Source organism: Enterococcus sp. DIV1298c (assembly GCF_017316315.1).
GTDB classification, from domain to species: domain Bacteria; phylum Bacillota; class Bacilli; order Lactobacillales; family Enterococcaceae; genus Enterococcus_B; species Enterococcus_B mangumiae.
In genome coordinates this window covers 1-25,592 of record NZ_JAFLWG010000013.1, presented here as the reverse complement: position 1 = coordinate 25,592, position 25,592 = coordinate 1, and the positions used below count along the sequence as shown (strand labels likewise).

Below are 25,592 nucleotides of genomic sequence, written 5' to 3'. Positions count from 1 at the left end.
TTTTTATAAGGCGAACGACAAAACATGATAAACTTATTAATTAATTGGATGATTTAATAGCAAAAGTAGAAATGGGGAGAAAAAAATGAATGAGGTTGTTGAAGCATTACGCAAAAATTTGGATCTAACTCAAAATAAGACATTGAACGTGCTTATTTATGAAGCTTTTCGTAAAACGATCATTCTAGGGGATATCCCTGCAAATACACGGATCAACGAAAAAGTTTTAGCAGAAGAACTAAATATCAGCCGGACACCCATTCGCTTAGCCATGAAACAATTAGTCAATGAAAAGTTGGTTCAACATGTGCCTAAAATCGGCATCGTTGTGAAAGGTATCCGCATAAAAGACGCTTACGAAATCTATGACATCCGCAAATCTTTAGATACACTTGCCACGATCAAGGCCATGAACCAAATGACAAAAGAAGACTTCTCCGAGTTGAAAGAGCTGTTGTTACAAGGAGAACGTTATAATCAAGCGGACCAAACAGAAAAAGTCCTACAGAATTTCTCGGACTTCAATACTTTCATTTATGAAAAAAGCCAGATGCTCCGTTTAAAATCTATCGTACTAGAGTTACAAGCTTACTTAGTTTATTTTCGTGATATCGCCATTCGTTCATCCAGACGTAGAGATAAAGCCCTTGAAGAACACTGGCTCATCTATCGTGGCATGCAAACGAAAAATGTAGAGCAAATCACTTTGATCACACACGAACATCTTGATCGTTCTTTGCAATTTATTTTAGCTGAAATGGAGCGTAGAAAAATTGACTGATCACGAATTGGTACCTTCAATTGCACTTGCTGCAAAACACGCTTTACAATACGAAGTCACATTAAGTCCAAAACCAGGCTTAGTCGATCCATTTTCAAAAGGTGCGCATAACGATATGGATTTTCAGACGTTTCAAACGAGTATTCAAGCGTTATCTCCCTTTTTCTCAAAATATCTTGAAGTTGGGCTTCAGCATAAAGGGAGCAAGAAAAGGTTATTTGAACGTCTACGAACGATCGGCTATCAAGCAGAAAAAATGATGCTTGTTGCAACGAATGGCGTGAATACACATAAAGGTGCGAATTTCTCTTTTGCAGTTATATTGGGCGCTATCGGCTGGCAATTGCAACAACAGTTTATTCAAAAGCTCCCGTTAAACGCTGAACAGACCCAAAAAATTTTACACGTAACTGGTGAATTGACTCATCATTTGATCCAAGAAGATTTTCAAGATCTAACCCGAAAAAAACAAAAAACGCATGGCGAAAAACTTTTTTTAACGTACGGTCTTTCTGGTATTCGAGGCGAAGCATCACAGAGCTACCCTAGCCTTACTTCACTTCTCCTTCCATACCTGCGTTCAACAAAATATGACACATCAGATGAACTATTTTTACGTGCATTAGTATTGTTGATGAGTGAGATCGAAGATGGAAACTTAGTTCATCGCGGAGGTATTCAGGCGTGGCAACAAGTAAAACAAGAAACAAAAAAAATCCATCAAGCAGACCTTTCGACGAAACAACTACTTGATGAATTAACTAATTATGATCAACGACTGATCGAACGCAACCTCAGTCCTGGCGGCTCAGCAGATTTACTTTCATTAGGTATGTTTTTCGCTCAATTAGAAGGACTACTCTCTCTGCCAGAAGGCAAAAAAATGTAACCAAGCCCACGAACTGTTTTGAGGTACTGGACATTTTTCGGATCATCCTCGATTTTACTACGCAAGTGATTGATAAAAACCATAAGGGTATTCGCATCCATCTCGCTGTCATGCCAAACACTTTGATAAATTTGTTCTTTAGAAAAAACCTGTTCTGGATTTTCCATAAAAAATTGCATCAATTTGATTTTTTTTGAAGACAATTCAATACAAGTATCCTTTTTATATAGCCGATAAAGAGCCTTATCGAAACAAAAATCGCCGACGATGATCTTATTTTTTTTACATAAGGTCATTTCCTCTTTGATCACCTGATGTCGGTCAAGAATCGCAATCACTTGTGCCTTTAAAAGTGTCGGATTGAATGGCTTAGTTATGTAATAATCCGCTCCCATCTCTAATCCGGTGATAATTTCGATTTCATTTTTATGTTCAGTAAAAAAGACGATTGGCGAGAGCAGATCCTTTTCACGAATCAATTGAACAATATGATAGCCGTCCGTCTGATGGGCTAATCGAATATCTAAAAGATAGAGATCAAAAGTCACTCTAGACATGATATCTAACGTTTTTTCAACAGAATCACTTTGATAGATCAATACGCCTGTTGGTTGCAAAGCCTTCCAAATCATTCTTCTAAACGTTAGATCCTCATCGATTGCTAAAATCTTTTCACTTCTCATTTTCTTTCCTCCTATCGGGTACATCTTTAGAACTATAAAAATCTCACACTCTTGTCATTACTATTTGATCGAAAAACCAATTGATCACAACATCACAAATCATCTTTCAGTTCTATTATACGCAAAGAAACTTCGAATTTCCGACCGTAAAAAAGAAAATACAATAAAAAAACATTTTTTATCTTGTGGATAGACGAGTCCTTTATAATAAATTACTTTATGGTTTTAGAATCATACCAACTATAAACATCTATCATTAAGCAAAGTACATTTTGACCCTGTTAAAACTTTAAAAGGAAAAACATACTAAAAATAGTGATCAGAATATTTTACCCACTATTTTTAGTATGTTTAATTTTATGTACACTAATTCATTCTAATATAGAATTAAACGCGACTAATGAAGCGAACCTAATCAAGAGTTTTAAAAGCAAAGAATATTACATTAAAAACATTCTGAATCACTCCTAAAAAAAGCTTATTACAGAAAAATAGCCCCACTCCATAAATCTATGAAATGTGACTATCTTCCTAGGCATAGCGCCCTTCACTAAATAATGTATATCATAGCAAATAGTGTAAATCAATAGATAAATAAATTTTTCATACTATTTTTTTTGAGAATTTTTTCTATATATATGGCATAGTCAATGCTAACTACTTAAAATAAAATTCCCGAAACTCGTTATTATTCTAGGCTGGAGAACATATGAGAAATACAAGTACGCTTAGGTCATTCAAATATCCAAACGACTATTCATATCCCTACTCATGTTTTTCTGAAAAGCGTAGTCAAAACCGGAGTCAAAACAAAAAAAATGTAGCAAGAACACTATAAAATCGTTGGTACAACAGTGTTTTTGCTACTTAAATGGTTTCTCCGAATGGAGACGGCGGGAGTCGAACCCGCGTCCAAACACATCGCCACTTAAAAATCTACGTTCATAGTCAACTCATTTAGAAGTTCGCTTTACAGCTTGCCGAGTGACAGGCAGTCTGTATCGCTAGTCTGATGTTCTCTTTTTCAACTTACAGACGGAAAGTTGAAACGTATCCCACTAAAGTTAGGACCCTTACTCGAGCACATGGGCGATGCCGAGAGGATCTACGCTAACTGTTTTTAGGCAGCTAAAGCGTAAGAGTTGTTTTCGTTTTTAGCAGTTATATTTAACTGTAACGTTTTAGCGTAGACGTAACCTACGAAACGCAATTCAAGCTCGAACTGTGCCTGTCGAATCCGTAACGTCCCCTTAATAAAAATGGGTTACGGTATTTTCAAGATACTTATATAGTATACCATATATTTCATTTTTTTCAATATGGATGTTTGCTCTTCAAGTAGTCCATTCACTTCTTGAGGCAAACAAGAAAAGCCTAAGGTTTGAATAGACAATGGACTTTTCATGCTCCCTCTTAAAGTGAACGTTCTTTCTACCTTAAACAATCACTTGTTTTAGGCAATTGTTTTTGCAACATTCAATACTGTTTCTTTTTCTGCATATTCTGGCATATTTTTGAACAACTGTTGCAATAATGGGCTTTGGTTATGTCCTTCGATTGCTTGTTCATCACGCCAGTTTTCCACCATCGTAAATACATTGACTTGCTCGGTTGACTCATACAATTCATAACTCAAGCAGCCGTCTTCTTTTCGAGTGGCTTCGATCAATTGTGTGACTTCTTCTAAAAATTCAGCGCGTTTTGCTTCTGTAATGGTAAATTTCGCATTGATGATGATCATTTGTCAGTCTCCTTTTCTTTCTATTTGAAAGAAGTGATTTTTTCTGAAGCTAAACGAACAGATTCATATCCTTGATCGACTGCTTTACCGACTGATAAGATCATCACAGGTACATAACGTTCTTTGTCTAAATCAAAAGCTTCGGCCAATTGATCTGCTTCAAAACCGCCGATTGGATTCGTGTCATACCCATGGCTGCGTGCAGTTAGCATAAATTGCATCGCCGCTAAGCTAGAATCGATTTTCACTACGTCATTCATTTGTTCGCGTGTGAAGTTTTTGTAGTAAGGAATGATTGCTGCTAGTTGTTCGTCACGAACTTCTGCGGGCATTTTGCCTTCTTCTACTGCTTGATCATAAATCTCTTCTCCGTACTCGTAGCAGTTCATATCACCAAAAATCAAGACCATGGCAGATGAAGTGTCGTTTTGTTTTGTATTAAAGCGGATCAATGGTTTCAATTTTGCTTTTGCTTCGTCACTTTCAACTACTACAAAACGCCAAGGTTGTAAATTGACAGAAGATGGAGCTGTTGTTGCTTCTTGGATCATTTCCAACATTTCTTCGTGAGGGATCTTCACATTTTCATCGTAAACACGAATCGACTTTCTGCCAAAGACGATATCTGAAAAATCATTGTTTGCTAAAGTTTTATTCATTACTTAACCGCTTCTTTCTTCAATTTGATTTTTAGTATAATTTATCCAGTAATTTAGTCAGTTGATCGATTTCTTCATCTGATAGGGAAACACACAAGGAGTCATCTGATTCTTGATGATTTCTTTCACACGCTGTCAATTCATTTACTGCTTTATCTGATAAGGAAACAAATACTTCGCGATTATTGTTTTCGTTTCTTTTTCTAATCACATATCCTTTTTGCTCTAAAATTTTAAGGTGACGTGAAATAGCTGCCAAATCGATTTTTAAATCGCTCTGTAACTTGTTTTGCAAACATTCTCCGTTTTCTTGTAAGAACATCAAGATCTCGTATCTCGTTAAACTAAAACCAGTTTCCTTCTCAAATAATGCGGTTCCTTCTTGACTGATGATCTTTATCTGATAAAGCAATTGACTTAACTTTCTCAGCTCCATATTATTGCCTCCTACTATCATTGACTAATCAATTATTGACTTGTCAATAATATAAATCATTTCCTTACTTTTGTAAAGTAAAAAGAAAAATAAGTATCTGTGATAACATTTGACGTGCTCCTCAAAATCAAATAAACGTTGGAAGCAGAATCGATCTAAAAAATAAAACGGAAGCCACGAAAATTTAAATAACAATTTTCGTGGCTTCCGTCTTTTAATTGTTCAACTATTCGTAGTCGATTTCTTATATATGTAGTAAAACTCAATTGATTATGTAAAATATGCGAATTAGTGGAAGTCTGACATTCAAATGTTGCTTATGATGATCAGACTTCCTAATGGTCAGTAGATGTAGTCATACTTTAAGAGACCATCGCTTGTGTATAAAGCTTTGTTGGCGCTTGGAAAACTTGCTCAAAAGCGTTCAGCTCATAAATATCTGTATATTTTGCTACTACTTTGCCACCTTTTTCTAAAATATCCAAATGATCGATACGATCATATTCTTCTACACTCATAATCACACAGTTTTCTAATTTTCCGATTACTTCTCCTACTACTTTGTTTTTGATACCAATTGGATTACATACATATTTTTGTCCTAAAACGATTGTTTCACTTGTCATGATTCATTCTCCTATTTCTTTATTAACATTTTATAAAATGATAATAACATTAAAATTAGATTATGAAAACAAAAATATTCACTAAAACACAAAAAAGTTGAAAAAAAGTGCATTTACACCTTTTTTCAACTTTTTTTCGCTTTATTTCATAACATTTACAGGAAAATCACCTAACAATAACTCAACATATTGTTCCAAAAATTCTTGGTCCAACGCATCATACCCTTCGATCACTCCGCAATCGATATCCAATACACCGATCAATTGATTCTCTTTGATCATAGGAACAACGATTTCTGATTGAGCTGCTGAATCGCAGGAGATATAATTTTCGTGGGTTTTTACATTGTCAACGATCAATGTTTTTTGCTTTTCTGCTGACTCTCCGCAAACCCCTTTGCCCATTTTGATACGTGTACAGGAGACTTTTCCTTGGAAAGGACCTAAAATCAATTCTTGTCCATCGTATAAATAATAGCCTGCAAAGACTGTTTGAGGTAATGTTTCATTCAATAGCGCAGAAGAGTTAGCTAGATTGGCTAACCAGTTATCTTCCGCTTCTAAAAGACCTTTTTGTTGAAGCAGCAAAATTTCATAAGCATCTCGTTTTTCTTTTTCTGTCCATAACATCCAACATCACTCCTTCTATTCCCAAAATTATAGCGTAATTCAAGGAGCAATGCTATGATTTATTTCTCGTTCGTACCAATTCGGATCATTCTGCTTGCTCGATTTCAGCCGCTAGATCCGCATAGTCGATTTCCGTTTGGATAAACGTTGGATCGTTCGTTGGAAAATGTTGGATCAACGCATCCATTTGACTGATTTCAACTGTTCCTTCCGAAATCTCAAAATCAAGGATGTGTCCTCCAAATGTTTTTTCCTCGTCAATAAAATGTAGATGGAAACCGGCTGCTGCTACCCCTTGAAATAGTTCAGGCGTGTAAAAACCGACGATCGTTCCTTGCACATCCGATTGCTGGAATTCAGGTTGCGATTCTGAGATCTTCGCTAAGCGTCGATACGGTTTTTCTTGTTTTGGCATGATCCGGATATGCATGTTTTTAAATAAACCACTGATCTTGACCGCAAAAAAGAGATTTTTTCCGCCTTCTTCTTTGAGGATCTCTTCTTTCAATGTTTGGCTCGCTAAGTGTTGGACTGAAAATGAACGGTCAGCTGAAAATGGGGTGATTGCCGCATAAGGAGTAGACTCTTCTCCAGACAAATGGATCAATGCGCCATCAGACCTTCCTTGATAAGCTTTACCATCTAAAAAGATGACCTCCCCATCCAAGCCGTGTAATGTTCCCAATCCTAGTGTGCCATGTTTTAAGATTTCTGCTATCGACGTAGTGCCATCCATCAACCCCGCCATCAGCGCACCTAGTGTGCCATGTTGGTATAATATTTTCTCTGTCATACGAGCATCCCCTTAATAAAATTGGTCTGGTAAGATTGTTTCGCCTAGTTTTTCATTGTCTCGATAATCGATTGGGATATCGATGATGACTGGTCCTTCTGTTGCAAAGCCTTCTTCTAAAGCGGCTGCCAATTCTTCGGCGTTTCTAACTCGTAACCCTTTAGCACCAAAAGCTTCTGCATATTGAACAAAATCAACGGGGCCAAAATCAACACCTGATGCACGTTTGTATTTCATGATTTCTTGAAATTCAACCATATTATAGCGACCATCATTCCAAATCAAATGAACGATATTCAATTTTTTACGTACAGCTGTTTCTAAATCTTGTGCAGAAAATAAGAATCCGCCGTCTCCTGAGACAGAAATGACTTGTGTATTTGGTCGAACCAACGCCGCAGAAATTGCCCAAGGAAGTGCGACACCTAACGTTTGCATCCCATTACTAAATAGTAAATGACGGGCTTCATAACTTCTAAAATGACGAGCCATCCAAATATAGTGGCTGCCCACATCAACTGTTACGGTCATGTCATCTGTTACTTTGGATTGTAGTGTATTGATCACTTCTAAGGGATGCAAGATACCATCTTCACTGCTTGTTTCACAGATATCTCTTGCTTTTAATTTCTCTTGCAAGGTATTCAAATACTCTTGTGCATCTTCAGAGACTTGTGTTTCTTCTAATGATTCAGATAGTAAATCTAATGTGGCAGAAATATCACCGATCAATTCTCGTTCAGGTTGCATGTAACTATCGATTTCAGCTGGCGTTTCGTCGATAACGATGATTCGGGCATCTTTTTCTGCATTCCAGTTTCTAGCTTCATATTCAATTGGATCATAGCCAATCGCAATCACTAAATCGCTACGTTTCAACAGCATATCTCCTGGTTGGTTGCGGAATAGTCCGACTCTGCCAAAAAAGTGTTCTTCGAGTTGCCGAGAGATCACGCCAGCCGCTTGGAAGGTTTCTACGACAGGTAATCCAGTTTTTTCAACAAGTTGGCGAATCGCTGCTGTTTCCTCTTTGCTTGAGCCACGCATCCCTACTAATAATACTGGTAACTTCGCTTCACGAATGCGTTCGACCAAGTAATCAATATTTTCAGCAGAAGCCGAACCTAGTTTAGGGTCTTGTAATGGCTTGATCACGTCGCTTTTGACTGGTGCATCCACCACATCCTGAGGGATACTGATAAAACTTGCCCCTTTTTTCGAGCTTTTTGCCATTCTGTAAGCATTAGCAATGATCTCTGAAATCGTTTCAGGATCTTGGATCTCGGCACTATATTTCGTGATTGGTTCAAATAATGCTGCATTGTTCATGCTTTGATGTGTTAGTTTTAATAAATCGCTGCGTTTAACTTGTCCCGCAATTGCCAATACAGGGTCACCTTCTGCTGTTGCCGTGACTAAGCCTGTCGCTAAGTTACTTGCTCCTGGCCCACTTGTTGCAATCACGACACCTGGTTCTCCAGTAATGCGACCGATTGCTTGCGCCATGAATGCGGCATTTTGCTCATGACGAGTCACGATCAGTTCTGGACCATGATCTTCTAATTCATTGAATACGCCGTCGATTTTTGCTCCTGGAATACCAAATACGTAATCAACTTGATGATTGATCAAACTTTCTACTACAGTTGAATAACCTTGTTTTTCTTTATTGTCCACAATACATCTTCCTTTTCAAAGCTATTTACATGATTATTACATAATAAATAGAAATTATATTAATACAGTTTTACGAACCTGTTTCATTTATTAGTTTAGCACTAATAGTTGCTTTTGTGTAGTGAGAAGTTCAAAAAAAGACATACATTTTTGTCACTTAGACAAAATGTACGTCTTTTTTTATTGATTCAGATAAGTTTTTCCTAAAATGACTAAGCCGATTTCGTGATCACCCATATCGGCAATTTGCGGTAAGTGTCCCCAAAGCTCATAGCCATTTTTAAGAAATAGTTTTTTGCTTGCTTGATTTACATCAAACACAAGGGCAACGAGCGTACGGATCTTAAGACGTTCCAATTGCGTTTCAACAAAAGCGAGCGCGTCTTGTCCTAAATGTTGACCACGCGTGACTGGATCGAGGTAAATACTGATCTCAGCTGTCCGATGATAAGCGGGTCGACCATAAAATTCACTGAGACCGATCCAACCAACGATATGATCGTCATGAGTCATCACCCATAATGGTCGTGAATCGGCGTGATGTGCTTCAAACCAGGGGATTCTCGATTCAACGGTGATTGGCTCTAGGTCTCCCGTCGATTGTTTAGATGCAATCGATTGATTATAGATTTCAACAATGCGCGGCAGATCATCGATCGTTGCATGTGAGTACTTGATATCGATTGGTTCCGCCCCCTTTATTTTTTTGAACAGTATAGCATATTTTTTATGATTGTTATAGAACAAAAAAGAGGGCTTTTATTTATTTATTTTTCATCCTTTTAGATTGTTGGATGATTTTAAGTGCGCGTTTTCGCGTTTTGATATTCGGGCTTTTCAATCGGCGGTATGCACTTGAAAGATCTTGTTTCTCCATTTTTACCCCACCTCTTCAATTGACTTATTTTATTTCTGTGAATAGCATTTTTTTCCTTAATTTAGGGGAATATTTTTTCAAAGCTAAACGTTCTGGCGTATTTCTTTTATTCTTGCTAGTCAAATAAATCCGCTCACCGGTTTCCTTGCATTCTAATGTAATATTCTGGCGCATCTTTTTTCCTTCTTTCTTTTACTTGATTTGACGATTCAATCAACGTCCGATTTCAACTTTCGATTCGACCTACTGACACCACCTAAATAGTAATGATTACGATTTACAAAAATCAATATACGCTACTAGCATTCTTCTGTCAATAAAAAAACGAATGAAAATTCACTCAAATGAATACACAATCATTTTATACGACCTTAAATAACAAAATAAAAAGTCACCTCTCTCGATAGGATTGCTCCTTTTTCGAGAAAGGTGATGGCTGTCTATTTCGTTTTATTTATACAAAGCGCTTTTTCTTTTGCTAAAAAGAATGGTCGTAGATACCCGACTGTATTTGATAAAGGAAGCAGTTCTTCATTTAGTTGGATATGCAGCACTTCGGCTAAATACTGTTTACGTGTGATGATGCGCTCCCACATGTCCGGATACTGCTCAGCTAATTCATTTCGCAACCGTTCATCCGCAACGGCGATACATTCTTCCGCACTTACACCAGTATAACCAGCTACCGAAGGAATGATATCTAATTGAAAGATCATGCCACTTTGGACGATTTCGTTTGATCCCGAATAGATTGGCGAAGCTAGCCATTCTTCATCCGCTGTCAAATGCCCTGGGTTCAAATGCCAGTGATATTGTGCTTGTGGTAAAACGGCTTCAATCAACTCGTACAACTCAGACCCCCGCATCCCGATTTGGATTGCTTCCAACCAACTGACCATCGCTGCATAGTAAGGCTTTGCCACGCGATCGAGATAGTCAGATTGTTCTACTGGTAACTGACTTTCTTCTGCGATCACAAATCCCGTACGACTGGATAAACCACCTTTGAAACCTGTCGTCAATGACATGGGATCGCCTAGTTGGATCGGTTTTGCTGTCGGATAGAGATTCGCATGTTCAAAACGACGACCAGTCGCTGCGATGGTGATCACTGTGTTGGCTTGTCCTTGAGCATTCAATAACTGTCCGATTTCTGACTCTTTCACCTCAGGTTCGATTGCATCCAACGCACGCAACATACAGGAAGAGGCCAGATTTGCACCATATTCGTAGTGTGCCAGTTCATTGGCATTGTTCGTGACGCGTGACCCATTTTCACCAATCAGCACATGTGTTCCATTGACTAAAGAAGTTTCTTTAGGGAGTGCTTGTTTTAACGCCTCAACAATAAAATATGGCACATCGAAGATTTGGGAATTATCTTGTAATGTGGATGTAAAAAGCTTCCAACCGACTAAGCCGATTTTCTTATTATCTGCTACGTTCAAAGAAGTAAAGATAGCTGATAAGTCTTGTTCATTCGTCATTGGTTGATTTGGCAATGAGAACGCTGGATAGTGGATCAAATCGGCGGTGATCCGCGCATGCGCATTCATTTTCAAGTTCTCATTTCCGAGAATCATCGTGCATTTCCCTGTTTGGTCCAACAGCAACAAGCCTTCTTCAAACCGAGGGATAAATCCAGTAAAATACTCAAAATTACTCCCATGCTCTTTGTCTGCGTAAATCACCAACAGGTCGATTGCTTCTACTCGCATTCGTTCGATCGTTTTGTTGACTCGTTCTGTAATCGTTGCATCAGTTAAAAACACGGGAGCAACATCTGGAAAAATCGTTGGTTTTGGTAAAGTCGTTAATTGAATATTTTCTTTTTTCATTTATCATTCCTCGTTTCTATGAGTTGTACATGGTTTTCAGTCAATGCTTTGATTAACTCGTTCGAAGGCTTTTGATCTGTAATCAAATAATCGATCGCTGACAGGTCACAAATTTTATAAAAACCGGTCTTATCAAGTTTCGTATGGTCAGCCAGCGCAATCACTGTGCGGCCTTGTTGGATCATCTGACGTTTCACACGCCCTTCTTCTTCCGTGTGGATAAACAACCCATCACTTGATAAAGCAAACACACCAAGTAATGTATAATCTGTCTGGTAATTTTTCAACTGTTCAATAGTTTCTGTGCCATATAAAAACAACTGGGCTTTATGAAGGCTGCCCGGCAATAAAGAAATCGCTGTTTCCGAATAGTTCGCCAATAATAAAGCATGGGATAATGAATTAGTGACTGCTTGTAGCCTTTTATCCGGTAACTGTCTGATCACTGCTTCCACGGTAGTTGAGGAATCAAAGATGATCGATGATGGCTCTTTCATTAGTTGGCGCGCCTTCTCAGCCATTCGCTTTTTTATGTCACTGAGAATCGTTGCCCGCTGTTCATAATCAAAGATCGTTGCTTCTTTTTGGAGGGCTAGAGCACCACCATGCGTTCGTTTGATCTGCTGCTGTTTTTCTAACTGGATCAAGTCGCGCCGAATCGTATCTCTGGAGACAGCTAACTCATCCGCCAAATCTTCGATCGAGGCACTTTTTTCTTGGTCAATGATTTCTTTGATCCGTTGCAAACGCTCTGCTTTTAACATCTAATTCTCCCCCTTTGAACCTAAGATACGCTATATTGCACTTTTTTTGCAATATTTTGCATTATTTTTCGCAAAAAAAGAAAGACCAAAATAGTCTTCCTTTTCCCTATTTAGATTCAACTAGTAACGACTTGTTGGGCTTCTATTGTTTCAATCAGTGCAGATAGCTCAGAAAACTGATCGATCACATAGTCTGCGCCGGCTTCCAAATATTCTCGGCGCACTCGTTTGAATAGCGCTTCTTTTTCTGCTTCCGATAATTGCTGATAGGCGTCAAATGAATAACCCGCTTGCGAACTACCTTCAATCACGCCAACAGAAATCACTCCGGCATTTTTCCCTTCTAAAATATCGGAGATCGTATCTCCTAGTTTTAGTACTTCTTGGTTATTTTCCTGTTTGAAATAAGCCAAGTTTGTGAGTAACATTTCCGGCGCAGGACGACCTTTTCCGTCTACCTCATCAGGCGTGACGATGTGATCCGGTTGATACCCTTGTGCGTTTGCTTCTGCAACGACGATTTCCATCATTTCACTTGTATATCCTGTTGTACTTCCGATTTTGATTCCTCGGTTTCGCAAAACAGCAACAGTGTCCAAAACGCCCGGTTTCACTTCTGCATGGTTCGCTAATTGTTGGAACAGGACTTCTTCAAATGTGGCATAGATCGCCTCGATATCTGCTGTTGTAGGCGCCTGTCCATGAGTCTCTAACCAACTCTCAGCAATCCGTGGCATCTCTAGCATCCTCTTGATATGCTCGATTTTTTTCATTCCCATCGGTTCTCTGATTTCTTGCTCCGTCACAGTGATCCCTTGACGCTCAAACGCTTCTCTAAACGCAGCCACCGGTGCCATACACCCAAAATCAACCGCTGTTCCTGCCCAATCTAAAATGACGACTTTAATCATTCTTCAGTTCCTCCATATATTGCTGGATCAAACCAGCTACTTTTTCGATATCTTCCAAATAGATTTCACCAATATTCCCAATGCGGAAACAATCTGTATCACTGATTTTTCCAGGATAAATCGCGTAGCCATGCGTTTTTAAATAGTCATAAAATGCTTGAAATTCAAAATCACTAGTTTCTGGATATTTGAATGATGTGATGAAAGGACCTTGATTGTCACTGACATAGGCTTCAAAGCCGATTTCCGCCATTCGTTCACGTAAACGCTCATTATTCGCATGGTAACGTTGGTAACGAGCAACGATCCCACCTTCTTCTGCTAACTCTTCCAAGGCTTGCCAAAATGCTAATACCGTATGCGTTGGTGAAGTGAAACGCCACTTGCCGTCCACGTCCATTACCCGAAATTGGTCATAAAGATCCATGCTCAACGTACGTGCTTGACCAGCACTTTTTTTCAACAAATCTTTTTGACAGATCACAAAACCAAACCCAGGTACTCCTTGGATACATTTATTGGCACTTGAAACAAGGAAATCAATTCCTAACTCGCCAACAGGAATGGGGATACCACCGAAACTTGACATTGCATCGACGATAAAACACAAGTCATGTTTTCTTGTCAGTTCCGCAATCTCAGGTAGAGGATTCAAAATACCAGAAGTCGTTTCACTATGGATCATCGCCAGTGCTGTGATATCGGGATGCACTGTTAAGAGCTCTTCGATTTTTTCTGCTTGTGGGGTTTCATTTTCAGCAACTTGATAAACCACATGATCAATGCCATGATATTCAGCCATCTGAACCATTCGCTGACCATACGCCCCATTTGTACAGATCAATAAGCGATCAGCTGGTGTAACTACCGAACTTAAGACAGATTCCACCGCAAAACTGCCGCTCCCTTGCATCAAGACAGCTGTGTACGATTCATTGGAAACTCCAGCAAGATCGAGCAACCGCTGACGGATTGCTTGCGTGATCACCTTAAAATCATCATCCCAGGTACAATGATCGACAAGCATTGCTTCTTTCACCGTACGGCTCGTAGTCAATGGCCCAGGCGTCAATAGTTTATAATTGATTTTATTGTGATTCATTTCTTGCTCATAATGTTCGATTACCTTTGTTTTCCCACTCATTTTTCTTTCTCCTATTCAACTAGACTTGCGTGTTTTTTCAATAGATCTGGTGTTAATGCTTCTGGGAAGACTTTTTGATTCTTCGCAGTTTCAACACCTGTTAAATCATCTGTTTCATACAGTTTGCTTGGATAAAATTGCAATAGATCGGCGCGTCCTTCTTTAAGGATCACATTCAACATCTCTTCTGCTAAAGGATTCGTATCTTCTCCTTTGTCGATCACCGCAAGTGATTCTGTCAACGCATACGTGCCTTCACTAGGTTCTACAAAATCGATCGGCAAGCCTTCTTTTTTATCCTTGATTGCTTGGTGGCGTAACCCAAAACCTAATGCCACTTCACCAACGCGAACTTTTTTCAACGGCCCTGAACCAGAAGCTTCGATATGATCGCCCGCATTGTCATAGATATCAGCTAAAATCGATTGTGCTTCAGTCTCACCATATTCATCGATCAATCCTTGGAACAACAACCAAGCAGTGGAAGAATGGTTGATATCAGAAATCGACAGTTGTCCTTCATAGATAGGATCAGCTAGATCGGCTAAACTCGTCGGTACAGGTAAATCCGCTTCTTCTAAGACTTGCGTGTTATAGAAAATGACACCTTCTTGTGTTGTCATCGGCGCTTGATAATTCGGTAGATCATCGATTGGTTGCATGTCTAGTGATAGTTCTTTGAAGACAGGATCATTTTCTTGAACACCGTCTAGATAAAACGTACTCATCGTGACTAAGTCCGCTTCGATATCTGTCCCTTCTGCCCAAAGTTTGCCGCTCAATTCAGAAGTACCAAAAGATTGCAACAAGTATTGATTCTCAAAACCATTCGCATCAAGGACTTCTTTGATGATTTGCACAGGTTCCTCATCTGCATTGGTGTAAATGATGACTTTGTCTTCACCATCCGCATTTTCGCTTGCATTTGACGTGCTACACGCCCCTAGAATTCCCAAAGCGCTGACGAATGACAGATAAATCAAACCTTTTCTTACTAATTTTTTCATTTGCTTCAACTCTCCTCATGATTGATTGCGCAAGGATTCTTGCGGTTAAATTAACGAGCAACAATAAAATGGAAAGGATAAAGATTTCAGTAAATCGCCCGAAATGTTGCAATTCTTTGATTTTTGTCGTAATGACCATCGTTCGCGCACTTGTCAGAAAAACGACCGCACTGATCGTCACCATCGAATTGGTAAAATAGTAACAAGCCATTTCCACAATGGTTCGCTTTGAATTTGGCAGAATGATCCGAACCAACGTTTCGAACCAACTATCGCCCATCATCTTCGCCGTATTTTCCCAATTTGGATTCATCTTCAACAAGGCACTTTTTGCTAACTGGTAAGGTGTTGCAAAATAATGGATCATGTTTGCAATCACTAAAATACTGATTGTACTTTGCAGAGTCGTGCCACTAAAAACCAGTAAATAAGCGATCCCTAAGACCATTCCTGGAATCGAATTAGTGACTGAAGCTAAGCTGTCGATCATTTTGAGTATCATGCTCTGTTTCACAGAACGTGCGGTGAAAACTGCTGCTAGATAGGCAATGACCGTCCCCACTAAAGCTGTCCAAAATGCCACGATAAGACCCGTATTCAGCGTCCGACGCAAATCAGACGTTTGCATAAACGCTTCGATATGGCGGGTTGTAAACGTCAAATCAAACGGCCAACCTTCCACAAACGGAATGAGGAACATTACTAGAAATACACCTACAATGAATAATCCACCAATCGTCATACCTATGCTAAAGAGGCAGTCTCTGATACGGTTGCTCTTTATAGATGTGCTTGTACCAGGTGACGTATGGTCGTTTTTTTGGATCTTGCGTAAAAACAAAATACTGATGATCGAAGGAACCAACATGATCAACGCAATGACTGCCCCGCGATTAAAATCTGGGATCGACCCCATAAAATACTCATACAGTAAGGTCGTGATAAATGTTTCTCGACCGCCTACCGCTACAGGAATACCAAAATCAGTAAAACTCATGAAAAATGCTTGGACGAAGGCAACGCCAAATGTTTTGCTTAATGGCTGCAGGATCGTGATCCTCAGCCCTCTCAAAATACCGTCACCCATCAATCTTGATACTGTCAAATAGCGTTTATCCAAATAGTTCATCGCATCGTTCATCAATAAGAAAGTCACTGGGATCGTATAGATCAATAACCCTAAGACCACACCTGATTTCCCATAGATCGAAAATAATTCATGACCGAACAGACGCGTCCATAAGCCTTGACGACCAAAAGAATAGATCAAGACAAACCCGTAAGTGATCGTTGGCAACAACATTGGCAGGAAGAAACATTTCTCGATGATCCACTTAAATCCCTTTGGCAAATTGGTAAAGTGCATGCCATAAGCAAACACAAAACCAAGAAGCGTTGCCAAAAGTGCCGTGATACCGCCAACGATCAGGCTGTTGCTTAGCGCATCCAACCAACCGTAATCTTTTGCGAGTTCTTGAATCAGTTCAAAAGAAAATCGTCCATCTACACTTAATGCCTCTTTTATCACGTTTACTAAGGGATAGAACAACATCAGCGCAAAACTAAACAAGATAAGCGGAGGTAATAACTTTTCTACTTTCAACCTACTCATGAGAAATAAACCACTTTTTCTTGAAGGACTCCTGTTGCTTGCGTAAAGATCCGTTCAATATTTCTACGTTTGATTTTTAATTGATCAACGATAAATGCCTGTACAAAAGGCTCGACAGTATTCGTGACGATTTCTTTTGGCGTACTGTATTGTGCGATCCGCCCATCTTTTAGCACCATGATCTTATCAGAAAGGGTCAACGCTTCTTCCGGATCATGTGTCACGATGATCGTCGTTAAATTCAGTTTTTTGGCAATCGTTTGGATGCGCTCTTTGATCGACTCTTTGATGACACCATCCAAGGCACTCAAAGGCTCATCCAACAATAAGACTTGGGGTTTCATCACCAATGTGCGTCCTAATGCTACTCGTTGTTTTTGCCCGCCTGATAGTTGGTGGATTCGTTTATCTAAATGATCGTTCAAATCTAATAGATCGATCAATTCTTGTAATTCTTCTTTAGAAGTGAGATTTTTTTGTTTTCGCAAACCATAAACTAAGTTTTCATACGCACTTAAATTAGGAAATAAAGCATAGTCTTGAAAAACAATATTAAATGGTCGTTTCTCCATGGCGTGTTTCGTAATATCCTCGCCATCATAAAGTAGTTGACCATTCGTTGGTTGCTCCAATCCTAAGATGATATTCAGTAATGTCGTTTTTCCTGAACCTGAAGCACCGAGTATCGAAACGATCTCTCCTTTATCGATCGATACATTGATTTCTTTTAAAACCTCATGATGATTAAAAGTTTTACTAATACCATCTAGTTTTAACATGCTTTCACTCCTTCGTTCTTTCTATACTGCTAATTGTAGAAAACCATTTTTTACTTCCGATTAACTTTAAGTAAATTATTTGTAGGAATATATATTTTTTATGTAAATTTTCTAATGGTTTTCAGATAAGTATGTCTACAAAAAAACAGTGGCTTGGTATCCAATGCGTCATTTTCAGCATTGAAACCAAACCATTTTTTATTTTAGAACTAATTTTCTTATTCTGTTTGTCAACTTCCTGTAAAGTTGAGGTCAATCAGATAGATGCGCTTCAGCTAACTGGCTGTGACACCTCTTGCTTCCACAATGCACTGACTCTTATGCTTCTGTAAGTGTCTGTTCGATGTTTTTCACAATATTTTCCACCGTCAAGCCATTTTCTGCTAAGAGTGCCGCTACCTCATAGCGGTCGTGGAAAGCTTTATCTAGCCCATAAGTTTGTACATGGATCGCTTCATTGCCTAAATAGCCAGCGACCATTTGGCCATATCCACCTTCCAAAATACCGTCTTCTAGTGTGACGATCAACTGATGCGTTTCTTTCAGTTCATCAAGCAATTCAGTATCTAAACCGGAAATGAATGCTGGATTGATCACTGTGGCTGTCAGTTGGCGTTCTTTTAGTTCAGTCGCAACTTCTTCAGCTAAGCCGTAAAAATTACCCAGACCTAAGATTGCCACTTTTTCACCTTTTTGCATGACTTTGTTCTTATATAACTGACTGTAATCTGTTTGATCCACTTCACCAGTTGATGTCACTGGTCCAACTGGCACTCGGATCGCAACCAATTGATCCGTTTGATCGATCGACCATTCAAGCATCGCTAAGTACTCTTCTTTAGTAGTTGGCGCTAAGTATACCAGATTTGGGATGTGAGTTAAAAATGGAATATCAAAAATCCCTAAATGACTTTCATCATTCATGCCATTAACTGAAGCAAGCGTCACTAAAATCGTTCCTGATAAACGATTCAACGCTAAATCATGTGAAATTTGATCGTAACTTCTTTGTAAAAACGGTGAATGGACCGCCCATACAGGTTTTACGCCACCTTTAGCAAGCCCTGCTGTCATCGTCGCCGCATGCTCTTCAGCAATCCCTACATCCACAAATTGACTACCCACTTGTTGACGTTGTTCCGGTGAAAATAAAATCATCGGTGTCCCTGCATTCACAGCCACGACTGTTGGATCTTCGTTCATTTTTTGTAATAAGAAATCGGTCGTCAAACTGCTGTACGTTTCTGTCGGTTTAGAAGATCTTAAGTATTCCCCTGTTTCTAAGCTGAACGGACCACCCGCATGAAACTTTTCTCGATTTGCTTCTGCATAAGAAAAACCTTTACCTTTGGTCGTGTGGATATGAAGTACGATCGGTTCTTTTTGATCCTTCACTTCTTCAAACAACTCGATCAAAGCAGTTAAATCATTTCCTGCTTCTAAATAACGATAATCAAGTCCTAAAGATTGAAAGAAATTGTTCGTTGCCTGACCATTCGTTTCTCTTAACTCTTTAAGATTTTTATAGAGTCCTCCATGATTTTCCGCAATCGACTGATCATTGTCATTGACAATGACGATCGTATTCGTACCAAGTTCAGAAATATTATTCAAGCCCTCGTAGGCTAAGCCACCTGACAAAGAACCATCACCGATCACTGCAATGACATTCGACGTTTCTTTTTTCAAATCTCGTGCCTTTGCTAACCCATTGGCTAGAGACAATGAAGTTGATGTGTGTCCGATCGTAAACAGATCATGTTCACTTTCTAACGGGTTCGTATAACCAGAAACTTCGTTATAATGCGCTTGAGCCAAAAACGCTTGCGCTCTTCCAGTCAACATTTTATGCACATAGGTCTGATGTGAGACATCAAATACGAATTGATCTTTCGGAGAATCAAACACATAATGAAGTGCTACGGTCATTTCAACGACCCCTAAATTCGGTCCATTATGCCCACCATACTGGCTGATTTTTTCTAATAATGCGGTACGTGCTTCTTCAACTACTTGTTGTAGCTCTTCTTTTGTCAATTGTTTTAGATCCTGTGGACCCTTGATTTGTTCTAATAACATAGACTAACCTCCTTTATTTCTGCTTTATCATACACCTTGAAGCAAACTCCAAGTCAAGTGATTTTTTTAACAAAACATTTTTATTTTTGAAAATTATGTTCTTAGATGATTTTATGCAGTTTCAAACCTAAAGAAAAAAGCCAGAGATCATTTGATCTGTGACTTTCTTCTCTAAATGAATATTATTTCACAATAACCCGACTCATCTTTTTAGGATTTCGCCGTTTCTCACGTACGATTTGATACATGATGATCACGATCAAAACCACGATCACACCTGTTAAAACGTACAGTACTTGCATTTGTTCTCCCAATGGTGGTAGAGCGCTATCTTTAGGTGGTGTACTGGGTGTGACTGATTCTTTTGGATCACTGGGTTTCGGATTTGTCGGGGTTGCTTCCTGCTTATTAGTTGATTCATCTGTTGCGTTCAACTCTAGTTCGCCGATGACTTCTATCGTATTGGCGCTCGCTTCTATATGATTTTCTGGTAACCCAAGAATCAATAGTCCCAAAACCATGAACAAACAAAGAATTGTTTGTTTTTTATGTTTCATCCAATCACCTCACGATTCGAACTATGGATAAGGATCTCCAGCTTCATCTAGTGCTTCAATATTCAATGTCAACGTACTTGCAATCGAGATCGACCCCTTATCTTCTGGGAAATTCAACGTATCACCAACAATTCCATTAAAAGTAAATGTCGCTGTACTATCTCCTTGCAAATCACCTGGACGTGCATTCGGAGAGGCTAAAGTCATTAAGTTTCCTGATAAGTTTGAATTTACGGATCCATTTTCAATCAAAAGATTCGTACTTCCTAAACTTCCAACTAATGACAACTCATCGATTGCTGAGATATCCCCAGAAGACACGGTATAATTTCCTACACTGATCTGTACTGGACGTGCTGAATTATTTGTGATCGTATGCTCTCCACCTTGGATGGAAGTATAGTCTTCTGGTTCAGTGAAGAAGACAGCTTTTAAAGGCAAAGTCACATTTAGCCATTTGTCTGGGTTTCCTGGTTCTGGTGCTCCTGGATCTGTGTTATCAAATCCTAATGTTCCATCGATTTCCACATCTGCTGTAGTATCGATCGACCCACCCAATGAGTTATCGATTGTTTGATTGTCGCCATCGGTAATAATATCCGCTTGAACACTTGCACCTGCTGCCAATACCGTACCACAAATAAATCCTGTTGCTAAAATATTCTTTAATTTCATCAATTTTCTCCCTTTTCTTCTATAATTTTATTCTAAAGCATGACTGCCTTATTTCTTTTTTACTCATTGACATGGATCATGACGTCAACGGTTGTTTTTCCCATCAGTTTTTTATTGTCTAAATCATAAAATTCTAATTCTACTACCCCTGGATATTCCCCACTCGACAGGTTTTTTGTCAAGGTCAATTCGGTTACTTCATATCCAGGTTCTAATAAACCTGTTTCATACAATTTTTCTTGAGAATCTTTCACGGACAATATCGCTTGTTGCCCATAACGATTGGTCGGTAAATTTTGGATCCAGATATTTCCCGTCTTCCCATCGGCATTGATGTTGACTTCTGGATAAACATTGATCGTCACATTACTTTCATCGACTGCTTGATTGGCATATTTCTTCAATTGTTCGCCTGTCATCTTTTCCGCATTTTTGATCTCCGGAAAACCATCTGACAAAATCTGCGTTGGTTGGTTATTGGTGTACCAATACCAACCAATCGCAACTAACGCAAGCAATAATAAAACTAATACAAGTAATCGTTTTTTCTTTTTTTGTTCATTTTTTTCAATTGCTGTTGGTGTTTCTTGCGTTATGATGTTCACCTTCTTGATTTGTTCAATTTGTCATCGCTGCAAAGTGTAAACTTAAATTGCCCGAGACTTTGTTACTCACTGTTACATCACCGAAATAGGTTCCTGTAAATCCTAGCGCCATTTGAGAATCGGGTTGAATGACCTCAGTCCATCGCGCGCCCGTAAAGGTGCTTGATCGTCCCACTAAAGGTTTATCAGACACTGGCTCTCCTAGACGTTGCAAGTATAAAAGCATCGCTTCTTCCCCTTGCACCCCATGCTCGGGTTCTTCTAAAAAGACGACGTTCGATGTACTTGCTAATTCCACATCCTCTTTTGTATGGAATGCTACGGATAGATTTGTTGTTGTCGAGTGATTGATTACTTGGTAATCCGGGCTTATCACTTCCTCTTCAATCACATCAAAGATCATTTTAACTGGTAACGTCACATGGATCGCCGGATCACTTTCTACAACAAAAGGAACAGTATATTCCCATGTAACAGTTTGACCATTCACTAGTTCTTCACTGACAACGATTTTCCCGCTCGTATTCCCTTCCATAGAAGTATCAGGGTATTGACTGAAGCCCTCGATTTTCAATGTAGGATATTGACTGATATCTAAATATCGACTGATTTGTCGATCTAAATCTTCTTGAGTCATCCCTAAAACGGTTTTTTGTTCTCGTGGATTTAAGCGATCAATGGTTAACTGTTCAAATCCGTTCGCAGTGATTTGGTAACGACTTCTTCGCTCCGTCGATCTAGACTGAGCGACATTATTTTGAAAGTTATCTAATCGAGCGCTAGCTTCTCTATGGTATATTTCTACAATTTCGCCTTTCGCAACAGAGATTCTTCGATTTGAACCAAAACTATCCATGATACCCACTCTATCACTTCCATTAGCAGAAAAAGTAACATTTGATGTTTGCTCATTCAACGGGCCATTAGCGATAGTTCCTGAGTTATAGTGCATGATTTGATAGTACATTTCATTCCCAAAATACGAATGAATGGAAACGCCAGATATCAAACTATTATACGTCGCAACAATTTCTGTTTGATCGCTATTCAAACTTAACGTTGCTGCCCGTATATCAGTTCCTTGGAAACTGATTCCTCGTACATTCAACGAATGGCCGAACTGATACGTAACTGGCACGTTAAGCGTTGCTAATATTGTCCCGTTTTTCGACACCTCTACACGTGCTGAATTTCCATTTAATGAATCAGGGAAGCTTACAAAGCGTGCTTCGTAATCATCTGTTTCGCTATGATCTTTATACACAGCCACGAAATCTTTTGCGTCATAATCTTTCTCTTCGTACCCATAGTTCAATACTTGACTGACTGGTTGGATATCAGTGTAATTTCCAATCCCCGTAAAGCCAATAACGCCTTGTCCATTGATGACCCCGATTGAAAAGCGTGTTGCATTGTTACGATTGATCTGGATCGTTCCTGATGCAGCATTTCCAGGCAAATCTGCTTGGTATGGATTAAATAAGCGCATCGATTGACCTGCTAGATCCAATGTCGTTGTTACTTGATTTGTTGATACCGCTCGATCGACTTCTGGTTGGATCGAGTGTAAAAATTCAGAAGGTTGCACGTCATTCGTTTGCCATTTCAAATATGGGTAGGTTCGATTCGCACTGCTCCCCAAAGCAAAGCCTGTCAACCACTTTTCGCCAAATCCAAGCTCACTGATTGTCGCATCGATCAAACCAGTCGTCAGTCGTGCCTCGCCGACACCTGTCGTTGAAGTTTTTCTTGTAGTTGTTGTATCAAAATAGACATTGTTGGCTGTAATTCCTGTTGTTGTATTCGTGATTGGTTGCCCTCCTGTAAATCCAGCAACAAAGAAATTATTTAATTGCACTGTCGCTGCTGAAGCAACCACTCCGATTACTCCATTGCCATTCGTTGAACCAACGCTATAACTATCATTGACACTCAATTGTCCATTTCCTTCAAGCCTACCAATCAAGCCACCAGAACCATCTGTCACACTTCCTAACATATACCCATTGTGATAACTCTCATTGATCGTCACGTTTCCTGATGCACGACCTACAAAACCACCTGCAAAACTGTTTGCACTTCGGATATCACTAGAATTTATACTTCTTTCAATCACTACTCGGGCATTCCCTCCAGTAAGGCCAATCATCCCACCACGATAAGTAGAGGATGCAGAAGCAACCGTTGATTGCGCCTCGCTTTGAGTATCACTGATCGTAATGGTACCCGATGCTTCTCCGATCAATCCACCTAAGTTTAGACTATAATTATTATCACCAGTAAAGCGTACTCTTGAAGTGGTTCGCTCGATCGTAGTCGTTCCTGTCGTACGACCCACTAAACCACCTAGCAGACCATTTGAGGTGTGCGTATGAACAGAGTTTGACAGTAGGCTATTCCTAATCGTCAAACGACCATTATTATTTCCAACAAGAGAGCCACTACCATTTGATTGGTTCGAAGCAATCCTAGTGCTTCGATCAAACATGATGTTTTCCAGTTCAACGACTCCGCCTGTATTGATTTGACCGATCAATCCTGCCGTATAGTTCATAAATGACTGGGATCTGGTATTTCTAACGCTCAAGTTCTCAAAACTCAGATTCTCGATCTGTAAGGAACCAGTGCCTGTTGCTTGGATAAAGCCTAAATCGATTTCTGCACTAGTCAATGTTAAGTTTCTGATCACCGCATGATTACCAATCAGTTTTGCTCCATAGGTTTGTCTGCCAGGGAAGGTCCCTGCATTAGCCATGTCGATTGCGACACCATCTTCTGGCTCGATCGAATAGTTTTCATCATCTCGATCAAAAGGTGCTTGTCTATTCAAAAATCGACTTAGATCTGCAGCTGTTCGAATGACTGTTTGCACATAATTTGCTGTGACAGTAGCATTTTCTATTCCCATTGTAAAAGTAGCGGTGCGATTTGTCTGATTGATATTACTCAATGTGCTTCCCGTTCCAGTGACACTAAAACCAACGAAACGATACCCTTGACTTGGTTCAGCGGCTTGAATCGTCGTTGTTTCCCCTTCGATAAAGTTCGTTAGGTCAGCAGATGGATCGGATGCACTTCCAGTTAACGGATCTCTAGTCAACGTCAATTCCAGCCGGCGTGCGGTAAAACCAACAACACCTTGTGGATTGATGACACCGATTGAAAAGCGTGCCGCACCATTACGGTTGATCGTTCGTTCTCCTGAAGACGCGTTACTTGCCAAGCCAGCTGTATATGGATTAAACAGTTTCAGCGAGCCAGTTTGTAAGTCTAACGTTACAGTCACTTGGTTTCCACTCACCGGACGATCGACCATAGGATTAATACTATTCAAAAACATCGAAGGTTGCGTATTGTTTGTTTGCCAGTTCAAATATGGATACGTTTTATTCGTTCGTTGGCTGACAGAAAAATCGGTTCGCCAACGAGAACCAAACCCTAGTTCATCGGTGGTTGATTCAATCAATTCCAATGTTGTTTTCGCTTCACCGACTCCTGTCGTTGACGATTTGTTTGTGGTACTTGAATCATAGTAGACATTGGTCGCTGTAATACCAGCCGTGGCTGATGTGATCGGTTGCCCACCGGTAAATCCAGCAACATAGAGTTGACTAAGTGTGACCGGATTGTTCATTTGGTTGTTTCCGATCACTCCATTACCGTTCGACGAACCAATGCTGTAACTATCTGAAATAGCTAAAGTGCCATTACCTTCAGAGATTCCTATAAAAGCACCCGTTCCGATCGTTGTACTTCCTTGTACATGTCCATCATGGTAACTTTCCTCGATTCTAGCAGAACCAGATAATCGCCCGATAAAGCCACCGAC

General features: G+C 39.6%; 25 protein-coding genes and 1 other RNA gene. 2 read left to right on the top strand and 24 right to left on the bottom strand.

Annotation, left to right across the window (positions count from 1 at the left end):
• The first annotated feature begins 85 nt into the window (after window positions 1-85).
• A complete protein-coding gene (locus JZO83_RS03695) occupies window positions 86-781 on the top strand; it encodes a GntR family transcriptional regulator (protein ID WP_206859127.1) in 696 nt (231 codons plus the stop codon).
• Window positions 774-1,670: a triphosphoribosyl-dephospho-CoA synthase CitG gene (gene citG / locus JZO83_RS03690; RefSeq protein ID WP_206859129.1), complete on the top strand. Its 897-nt coding sequence runs from the start codon at window positions 774-776 to the stop codon at window positions 1,668-1,670. The genes JZO83_RS03695 and citG overlap by 8 nt, the downstream gene beginning before the upstream one ends.
• Here the strand turns inward: citG and JZO83_RS03685 are convergent.
• From JZO83_RS03685 to JZO83_RS03570, 24 genes are all read right to left on the bottom strand, one after another.
• Window positions 1,625-2,353 carry a response regulator transcription factor gene (locus JZO83_RS03685; RefSeq protein ID WP_207114999.1) on the bottom strand — a complete coding sequence of 243 codons (729 nt, stop codon included), beginning with the start codon at window positions 2,351-2,353 and terminating at the stop codon, window positions 1,625-1,627. The genes citG and JZO83_RS03685 overlap by 46 nt on opposite strands.
• 882 nt (window positions 2,354-3,235) lie before the next feature.
• Window positions 3,236-3,603, bottom strand: a transfer-messenger RNA (tmRNA) gene (gene ssrA, locus JZO83_RS03680).
• Window positions 3,604-3,806: 203 nt separating this feature from the next.
• Window positions 3,807-4,094 carry a putative quinol monooxygenase gene (locus JZO83_RS03675; RefSeq protein ID WP_206859133.1) on the bottom strand — a complete coding sequence of 96 codons (288 nt, stop codon included), beginning with the start codon at window positions 4,092-4,094 and terminating at the stop codon, window positions 3,807-3,809.
• Window positions 4,095-4,114: 20 nt separating this feature from the next.
• The gene (locus JZO83_RS03670; protein ID WP_206859135.1) at window positions 4,115-4,753 is read right to left on the bottom strand and encodes a nitroreductase family protein; all 639 of its coding nucleotides are present in this window, start codon (window positions 4,751-4,753) and stop codon (window positions 4,115-4,117) included.
• 31 nt (window positions 4,754-4,784) lie between these two features.
• Window positions 4,785-5,189 (bottom strand): MarR family winged helix-turn-helix transcriptional regulator, encoded by a 405-nt coding sequence (locus JZO83_RS03665; protein WP_206859137.1) that lies wholly within the window; start codon window positions 5,187-5,189, stop codon window positions 4,785-4,787.
• Between the two features lie 362 nt (window positions 5,190-5,551).
• Window positions 5,552-5,815, bottom strand: coding sequence for a hypothetical protein (locus JZO83_RS03660; protein ID WP_206859139.1), 264 nt, complete (start codon window positions 5,813-5,815; stop codon window positions 5,552-5,554).
• Window positions 5,816-5,956: 141 nt separating this feature from the next.
• Window positions 5,957-6,445: a GAF domain-containing protein gene (locus JZO83_RS03655; protein WP_206859141.1), complete on the bottom strand. Its 489-nt coding sequence runs from the start codon at window positions 6,443-6,445 to the stop codon at window positions 5,957-5,959.
• An 85-nt stretch (window positions 6,446-6,530) separates the two neighbouring features.
• Complete coding sequence (gene budA / locus JZO83_RS03650) at window positions 6,531-7,238, bottom strand: acetolactate decarboxylase (RefSeq protein ID WP_206859143.1); 708 nt, start codon at window positions 7,236-7,238, stop codon at window positions 6,531-6,533.
• Between the two features lie 12 nt (window positions 7,239-7,250).
• Window positions 7,251-8,915, bottom strand: a complete 1,665-nt coding sequence (gene alsS / locus JZO83_RS03645; protein ID WP_207114998.1) for an acetolactate synthase AlsS — start codon at window positions 8,913-8,915, stop codon at window positions 7,251-7,253.
• Between the two features lie 180 nt (window positions 8,916-9,095).
• Window positions 9,096-9,599, bottom strand: a complete 504-nt coding sequence (locus tag JZO83_RS03640) for a GNAT family N-acetyltransferase (protein ID WP_206859202.1) — start codon at window positions 9,597-9,599, stop codon at window positions 9,096-9,098.
• A 79-nt stretch (window positions 9,600-9,678) separates the two neighbouring features.
• The gene (locus JZO83_RS03635; protein WP_104870956.1) at window positions 9,679-9,792 is read right to left on the bottom strand and encodes a putative metal homeostasis protein; all 114 of its coding nucleotides are present in this window, start codon (window positions 9,790-9,792) and stop codon (window positions 9,679-9,681) included.
• A gap of 24 nt (window positions 9,793-9,816) precedes the next feature.
• Window positions 9,817-9,966, bottom strand: a complete 150-nt coding sequence (gene rpmG, locus JZO83_RS03630) for a 50S ribosomal protein L33 (RefSeq protein ID WP_206859148.1) — start codon at window positions 9,964-9,966, stop codon at window positions 9,817-9,819.
• Window positions 9,967-10,232: 266 nt separating this feature from the next.
• Window positions 10,233-11,630, bottom strand: coding sequence for an aminopeptidase P family protein (locus tag JZO83_RS03625; protein ID WP_207114997.1), 1,398 nt, complete (start codon window positions 11,628-11,630; stop codon window positions 10,233-10,235).
• Window positions 11,627-12,394, bottom strand: a complete 768-nt coding sequence (locus tag JZO83_RS03620) for a DeoR/GlpR family DNA-binding transcription regulator (protein WP_207114996.1) — start codon at window positions 12,392-12,394, stop codon at window positions 11,627-11,629. The genes JZO83_RS03625 and JZO83_RS03620 overlap by 4 nt, the downstream gene beginning before the upstream one ends.
• A 116-nt stretch (window positions 12,395-12,510) precedes the next feature.
• Window positions 12,511-13,305: a phosphonoacetaldehyde hydrolase gene (gene phnX / locus JZO83_RS03615; protein WP_207114995.1), complete on the bottom strand. Its 795-nt coding sequence runs from the start codon at window positions 13,303-13,305 to the stop codon at window positions 12,511-12,513.
• Window positions 13,298-14,407 (bottom strand): 2-aminoethylphosphonate--pyruvate transaminase, encoded by a 1,110-nt coding sequence (phnW, locus tag JZO83_RS03610; protein WP_207115012.1) that lies wholly within the window; start codon window positions 14,405-14,407, stop codon window positions 13,298-13,300. The genes phnX and phnW overlap by 8 nt, the downstream gene beginning before the upstream one ends.
• Window positions 14,408-14,460: 53 nt before the next feature.
• Complete coding sequence (locus JZO83_RS03605) at window positions 14,461-15,456, bottom strand: extracellular solute-binding protein (RefSeq protein ID WP_207114994.1); 996 nt, start codon at window positions 15,454-15,456, stop codon at window positions 14,461-14,463.
• Complete coding sequence (locus JZO83_RS03600) at window positions 15,383-17,068, bottom strand: ABC transporter permease subunit (protein WP_207114993.1); 1,686 nt, start codon at window positions 17,066-17,068, stop codon at window positions 15,383-15,385. The genes JZO83_RS03605 and JZO83_RS03600 overlap by 74 nt, the downstream gene beginning before the upstream one ends.
• Window positions 17,065-17,847: an ABC transporter ATP-binding protein gene (locus JZO83_RS03595; RefSeq protein ID WP_206859158.1), complete on the bottom strand. Its 783-nt coding sequence runs from the start codon at window positions 17,845-17,847 to the stop codon at window positions 17,065-17,067. Before JZO83_RS03595 ends, JZO83_RS03600 begins: the two co-directional genes overlap by 4 nt.
• 318 nt (window positions 17,848-18,165) lie before the next feature.
• A complete protein-coding gene (locus tag JZO83_RS03590) occupies window positions 18,166-19,926 on the bottom strand; it encodes a 1-deoxy-D-xylulose-5-phosphate synthase (protein WP_207114992.1) in 1,761 nt (586 codons plus the stop codon).
• A 182-nt stretch (window positions 19,927-20,108) separates the two neighbouring features.
• Window positions 20,109-20,483, bottom strand: coding sequence for a hypothetical protein (locus JZO83_RS03585; RefSeq protein ID WP_206859160.1), 375 nt, complete (start codon window positions 20,481-20,483; stop codon window positions 20,109-20,111).
• Window positions 20,484-20,504: 21 nt separating this feature from the next.
• Window positions 20,505-21,158 carry a hypothetical protein gene (locus JZO83_RS03580; RefSeq protein ID WP_206859161.1) on the bottom strand — a complete coding sequence of 218 codons (654 nt, stop codon included), beginning with the start codon at window positions 21,156-21,158 and terminating at the stop codon, window positions 20,505-20,507.
• Between the two features lie 59 nt (window positions 21,159-21,217).
• A complete protein-coding gene (locus JZO83_RS03575; RefSeq protein ID WP_207114991.1) occupies window positions 21,218-21,763 on the bottom strand; it encodes a hypothetical protein in 546 nt (181 codons plus the stop codon).
• Between the two features lie 13 nt (window positions 21,764-21,776).
• On the bottom strand, window positions 21,777-25,592 hold a 3,816-nt coding region (locus JZO83_RS03570), incomplete at its 5' end, for a putative mucin/carbohydrate-binding domain-containing protein (protein WP_277990889.1).

Excerpts from the sequence above, each read along its gene's own strand:
- JZO83_RS03635 (WP_104870956.1), bottom strand. The coding sequence starts at position 9,792 with ATGGAGAAACAAGATCTTTCAAGTGCATACCGCCGATTGAAAAGCCCG.
- JZO83_RS03695 (WP_206859127.1), top strand. The coding sequence starts at position 86 with ATGAATGAGGTTGTTGAAGCATTACGCAAAAATTTGGATCTAACTCAA.
- JZO83_RS03660 (WP_206859139.1), bottom strand. The coding sequence starts at position 5,815 with ATGACAAGTGAAACAATCGTTTTAGGACAAAAATATGTATGTAATCCA.
- JZO83_RS03625 (WP_207114997.1), bottom strand. The coding sequence starts at position 11,630 with ATGAAAAAAGAAAATATTCAATTAACGACTTTACCAAAACCAACGATT.
- JZO83_RS03580 (WP_206859161.1), bottom strand. The coding sequence starts at position 21,158 with ATGAAATTAAAGAATATTTTAGCAACAGGATTTATTTGTGGTACGGTA.
- phnX (WP_207114995.1), bottom strand. The coding sequence starts at position 13,305 with ATGATTAAAGTCGTCATTTTAGATTGGGCAGGAACAGCGGTTGATTTT.
- JZO83_RS03675 (WP_206859133.1), bottom strand. The coding sequence starts at position 4,094 with ATGATCATCATCAATGCGAAATTTACCATTACAGAAGCAAAACGCGCT.
- JZO83_RS03585 (WP_206859160.1), bottom strand. The coding sequence starts at position 20,483 with ATGAAACATAAAAAACAAACAATTCTTTGTTTGTTCATGGTTTTGGGA.
- phnW (WP_207115012.1), bottom strand. The coding sequence starts at position 14,407 with ATGAATCACAATAAAATCAATTATAAACTATTGACGCCTGGGCCATTG.
- JZO83_RS03685 (WP_207114999.1), bottom strand. The coding sequence starts at position 2,353 with ATGAGAAGTGAAAAGATTTTAGCAATCGATGAGGATCTAACGTTTAGA.
- rpmG (WP_206859148.1), bottom strand. The coding sequence starts at position 9,966 with ATGCGCCAGAATATTACATTAGAATGCAAGGAAACCGGTGAGCGGATT.
- JZO83_RS03600 (WP_207114993.1), bottom strand. The coding sequence starts at position 17,068 with ATGAGTAGGTTGAAAGTAGAAAAGTTATTACCTCCGCTTATCTTGTTT.
- JZO83_RS03655 (WP_206859141.1), bottom strand. The coding sequence starts at position 6,445 with ATGTTATGGACAGAAAAAGAAAAACGAGATGCTTATGAAATTTTGCTG.
- JZO83_RS03620 (WP_207114996.1), bottom strand. The coding sequence starts at position 12,394 with ATGTTAAAAGCAGAGCGTTTGCAACGGATCAAAGAAATCATTGACCAA.
- JZO83_RS03670 (WP_206859135.1), bottom strand. The coding sequence starts at position 4,753 with ATGAATAAAACTTTAGCAAACAATGATTTTTCAGATATCGTCTTTGGC.
- JZO83_RS03595 (WP_206859158.1), bottom strand. The coding sequence starts at position 17,847 with ATGTTAAAACTAGATGGTATTAGTAAAACTTTTAATCATCATGAGGTT.
- JZO83_RS03605 (WP_207114994.1), bottom strand. The coding sequence starts at position 15,456 with ATGAAAAAATTAGTAAGAAAAGGTTTGATTTATCTGTCATTCGTCAGC.
- budA (WP_206859143.1), bottom strand. The coding sequence starts at position 7,238 with ATGACAGAGAAAATATTATACCAACATGGCACACTAGGTGCGCTGATG.
- JZO83_RS03665 (WP_206859137.1), bottom strand. The coding sequence starts at position 5,189 with ATGGAGCTGAGAAAGTTAAGTCAATTGCTTTATCAGATAAAGATCATC.
- JZO83_RS03590 (WP_207114992.1), bottom strand. The coding sequence starts at position 19,926 with ATGTTATTAGAACAAATCAAGGGTCCACAGGATCTAAAACAATTGACA.